Raw genomic sequence first — 3,222 nt, forward strand, 5'->3', positions numbered from 1 at the left:
CCGCGAGCCAGGCCAGGGCCGCCGCCGAGCGGGCCGACGCTGCGGCGACGGCGGCGGAGGAAGCCGCCAAGGACGCCCAGAAGTACGCCGAGTCCGCCCAGGAAGCCGCGACGCAGGCCGAGAACGCGGGGAACGCCAAGCAGATCGAGACCGGGACGGTCCCGGACGAGGCCGGCGGACTCATCGGTGGTGTGTTCTACGTCGTCGACCGCATCGAGCAGGTCGGCGAGCCGCAGGTCCTGAACAAGACGGAGGGCTGCGACGGCTGGTGGGACCAGCTCTTCTACGACGGCGACTGCACGATGACCCAGAAGATCGGCTACAAGGCCGATCTCGACCTGTACCTGTGCACCACGGAGGTATGGGAGAACTCGTGCTTCTCCGGGGACACGCTGTACCTGGGCGAGCACAAGACGGACACGCAGTACACCGAGGTCACGCACACCATCACGATCGCGGAGTACCAGCAGGGCGTCGATCCCGTCGACATCCTCTTCGGCAGCTGGATCCGGTGCGCCCAGAAACTCACCCCCGGTGGTGAGAACGGGAGCTGGGGCGGTTGCGCCTGGGCCGTGGTGGATGTGGCGAGCCTGTTCGCCGGCAAGATCATCCGCCCCATCGCGGACGCCGTCCGGGCGATGGACGGTGCCGCCAGGACCGGAATCGGGTTCATCGACGCGTGGGCGGCCCTGCGCTCCCTCCGGTTGTCCGAGGTCGCCGTCGCGGGCATCGCCAGCAAGATCATGCAGCTGGTGTACAAGGCGTGTGAATCAGCCACTTCGAGGGCGCTGCCGGCTTCCGGCGCCCGGGCGCTCGCTGCCCAGGACTCCCCTGAGGAGTGCGCAAGGAAGATCCTCGAAGACCTGGTGAAGGACGGGGACCATATCGTCCTCGGCATCAACCCCTATGCGGACGACCTGGCGAAGGCGATCGGCGCCAAGACGTTCAACAACGGTGCCTACGGTACGGAGCTGCCGCGGGAGATGGGTATGGGCGAGCGCCCGATCTGGACGGTCGGAGTCGAGAGGACGGTGTCCAACCCCAACGTGCGGTTGACGGTCTCACTGGACGGCGTCGCCAACGCCGCCAACGCCGACGACGCGCTCAGACTGCTCTTGCAGCGGGGTGAGACGATCAACGGCGGCGACTGGGCGACGATCAGAGCCAACGGCTACGGCACCGCGTGGGAGATGATCAAGTTGCGCACCGCGGTCAGGCTGGAACAGCGTAGCTGGTCGTCGATCGAGTGGCGCATGGGCGGCAAGCAGGTCTACCCCGAGCGTTTCAAGCTGCCCAACGGGGATCCTGTGCCGTGATCGAGAGAGGGCTTCGGGCATGACCGATTTCATCCGTACCGGAAGGCTGTTCCGTGTGGTGGGGTTCAACCCGTCCCACCGGCAGCTCTTCCTCCAGAGCGAAGCGACGCTGATCGACGGGACCTCGACCCGCATCGAGGTCTACATCGGCCACGTGACGCTGATGCTCCTCCAGCCTTACTACCGCAACGGCCTCCATATCCGGCGCGCCGGTCCGGAGGAGTTCGCGGTGCTGGCGGAACGGCACGGGCTGGAGCCCGCCGACGCGGAGTACACCTGGATGCTGGACCCTGACGGCGGCAGCTTCGTCGTCGGTAGCATCCCGAACTGGCGCGAGGCGGAGTCCGCGCTGATGGGCGACCGGGAGTCGCTGTACGACGGGCCCTGGCCGCCGGACTTCCCGGCGGATTCGGGGAACGTCTTGTGACGCCTCGTCGCTGAGGACATACAAGGTGAGGGCGGCACCCGTATCGCGGGCGCCGCCCTCAGCTTGTCACCAGCAAGATCCGAACGAGAGGCCCTAGCTGTCGAAGTCGACCGCCAAGGTCTCGGAGATCGGGAAGGTCTGGCAGGTCAGGACGTATCCCTCGGCCACTTCGGACTCCTCCAGCGCGAAGTTGCGGCGCATGTCGCCCTCGCCCTGCGTGATACGGGCGCGGCAGGTGCCGCAGACGCCTCCCTTGCAGGCGAACGGCAGATCGGGACGCGTGCGTTGGGCGGCGTCGAGCAGGGCGATACCGCGTGGGAGCGCGGAGGTGGTGGTGCGGCCGTCGAGGGTGATGGTGACCTGGCTGACGGGACCGGCCACCGCCGCGTCCTCGTGACGGACCGACCGTACGGGCTGGTCGTCGGCGTAGAACAGCTCCCGGTGCACCCGGTCGGACGGTACGCCCAGCTCCGCGAGGAGCCGCTGGGCCTCCTGGACCATCAGGTGCGGACCGCACAGCCACCAGTGGTCCGTCGCCGCGACATCCACCAGTCCGTCGATGAGCGCGGTCAGCCGCTCCGCGTCGAGGCGGCCCGACAGCAGCTCGGCCTCGCGTGGCTCGCGGGAGAGCACATGCCCGAGCTGGAGCCGGGCGGGATGGAGGTCCTTCAGATCCGCCAGCTCGTCCGCAAACATCACCGTGTCCGTACGCCGGTTCCCATAGAAGAGCGTGACGCGCGAGCGGCTGTCGGCGGCGAGGACCGACTCGGCGATCGACAGCATCGGGGTGATACCGGAGCCCGCGGCGACCAGGACATGGTGGCCGGGCGTGGTGAGGTCGGGAGTGAAGGAGCCGGTGGGCGCCATCACTTCGACGGTGTCCCCGGGACGGATGTCGTGCACCAGCCAGGAGGAGAAGAGCCCGCCGGGAACCATCCGGACACCGATCCGCGGCGGTGTGCCCTCGGGGGAGCAGATGGAGTACGAGCGGCGCTCGTCCCGTCCCTCGATCTCCCGGCGCAGGGTCAGGCACTGGCCGGCCCGGTGGGCGAACTCCGCGGTCAGCTCCTCAGGGATGTCGAAGGCGATCGCCGCGGCGTCCTCGCACAGCCGCTCGACCGCGGATACCCGCAGCCGGTGGAAAGCCGGCCGGCGACGCGTGCGCGCGGTCGCGCCGCCGGTCGCGCTTCCCGCGCCGGTCCCGGTCCCTGTCGCGGCGGTGGTCGGGGCCATCAGATCTCCTTGACGTACTCGAACGGTTCCAGACAGGCGCGGCAGCGCCACAGCGCCTTGCACGAGGTGGAGGCGAAACGCGATGTCTCCTCGGTGTCGGCCGAACCGCAGCGCGGGCAGGCCACCGCCCGCCGGGTGACCGACAACTCCAGCGGGACGGGCCCGGCGGGCCGTCGGCGCACCGGACCGGGCGGCGCGATGCCGTGCTCGCCGAGCTTGCGGCGGCCCGCGGGGGTGATCCACTCC

Annotated in this window: 3 protein-coding genes and 1 pseudogene; 2 read left to right on the forward strand and 2 right to left on the reverse strand. The window is 69.3% G+C overall.

The features are described 5' to 3' along the window. Together GA0115259_RS42520 and GA0115259_RS37875 are read left to right on the forward strand one after the other, a co-directional pair. The coding region (locus GA0115259_RS42520; protein ID WP_237540779.1) for a polymorphic toxin type 27 domain-containing protein at positions 1-1,316 on the forward strand (1,316 nt) is incomplete at its 5' end. 19 nt (positions 1,317-1,335) lie between these two features. Continuing rightward, complete coding sequence (locus GA0115259_RS37875; protein ID WP_093605130.1) at positions 1,336-1,743, forward strand: hypothetical protein; 408 nt, start codon at positions 1,336-1,338, stop codon at positions 1,741-1,743. 93 nt (positions 1,744-1,836) lie between these two features. Here GA0115259_RS37875 and paaE read toward each other — a convergent pair whose 3' ends face one another. Together paaE and GA0115259_RS37885 are read right to left on the reverse strand one after the other, a co-directional pair. After that, positions 1,837-2,976, reverse strand: a complete 1,140-nt coding sequence (gene paaE / locus GA0115259_RS37880; RefSeq protein ID WP_093605132.1) for a 1,2-phenylacetyl-CoA epoxidase subunit PaaE — start codon at positions 2,974-2,976, stop codon at positions 1,837-1,839. Continuing rightward, positions 2,976-3,222, reverse strand: a pseudogene (locus GA0115259_RS37885) (phenylacetate-CoA oxygenase subunit PaaJ); the annotation flags it as partial. The pseudogene GA0115259_RS37885 and the gene paaE, both read right to left, overlap by 1 nt.

This window comes from Streptomyces sp. MnatMP-M17, from assembly GCF_900091995.1.
Taxonomy (GTDB): domain Bacteria; phylum Actinomycetota; class Actinomycetes; order Streptomycetales; family Streptomycetaceae; genus Streptomyces.

Bases quoted from the DNA above. Each gene is read 5' to 3' on its own strand.
- paaE (WP_093605132.1), bottom strand. From the start codon at position 2,976: ATGGCCCCGACCACCGCCGCGACAGGGACCGGGACCGGCGCGGGAAGC.
- GA0115259_RS37875 (WP_093605130.1), top strand. From the start codon at position 1,336: ATGACCGATTTCATCCGTACCGGAAGGCTGTTCCGTGTGGTGGGGTTC.